Below are 1,121 nucleotides of genomic sequence, written 5' to 3' on the forward strand. Positions count from 1 at the left end.
TACGAAGTTGTTGAAGTTAAACGCAAAGCTCGCAATCAATAGAGGAGTCAGAGGTTTAATCATCATTGGTAACGTTACTTTCATGAAGTTCTGGACGAAGTTCGCACCATCGATTGCAGACGCTTCATAAAGGTCATCAGGAATCGCTTTTAGTAGACCCATACACAGAATCATCATGTAAGGGAAACCAAGCCAAGTGTTCACGATCATCACCATGGTTTTCGCTAGGAATGGGTCAGAGAACCAAGAAGGGCTGATACCAAAGATAGCGTTCAATACCATGTTGATCTCACCAAAGCTTTGGTTGAAGAGACCTTTAAAGATTAGGATTGAGATAAATGCTGGAACCGCGTAAGGCAGAATCAGCAGTACTCGGTACACTGCACGACCTTTAAGCTCTTCCCACTGAACAACACTTGCTAGCACTAAGCCAATAACTAGCGTGAATACTACCGTCAGGATTGAGAATACAACCGTCCAGATGAAGATACTGATGAAAGGCTCTTTAATGCCGTCGTCTTTCCAAACTCGCTCAAAGTTGTCAGTACCGATGTTTACGACGAAACCAGGAGAAACCGTATTGCCAACAAACTGACCGTTTTCATCGACTGGTTGGTAGTAGCCCACATCCATATTTGGACGCAGCATCTCCTGTGTACGGTTATTAAAGATCGACTCACCATCATCTTGAAGCGTGTACAGTGGTACCACTGCTGCGAACTTACGCAGACCGCTCATTCGGATGTCATCACCGCTTGGAAGATGAAGGTCAACACCACTTAATGCACTGCGGTTCTTAACAATAGTTTTGATTGGCTCTTTGTCACCCGTTGCTTCAGTGATAGGCGCTAGATCAAGATCCGTTGCAGAGAGGCCATCAAGCTGGAAAGTTGGCGTCGCCAGTAGCTCATCGCCATTCTTCACTACAATTTGGTGACCTTGCTCAGTCTTGTACAAAGTGAATGGGAAACTTTCACCACTCTGATACGTTCTATCTAACAGGACAGACTGTGCACGATCAAAAGAAAGCTGGTTTTTCGCGCTGTAGTTAGTAAACGCCAGACCGACGGTATACGCCAACGGGAAAAGGATGAATAGAATCATCCCGGCAATACCAGGGT

Annotated in this window: 1 protein-coding gene; it reads right to left on the reverse strand. The window is 45.3% G+C overall.

Going from position 1 to position 1,121, the window contains the following annotated elements:
• The coding region (gene malF / locus KIV40_RS26105) for a maltose ABC transporter permease MalF (protein ID WP_285352097.1) at positions 1 to 1,121 on the reverse strand (1,121 nt) is incomplete at both ends.

It is taken from the genome of Vibrio sp. D173a (assembly GCF_030248475.1).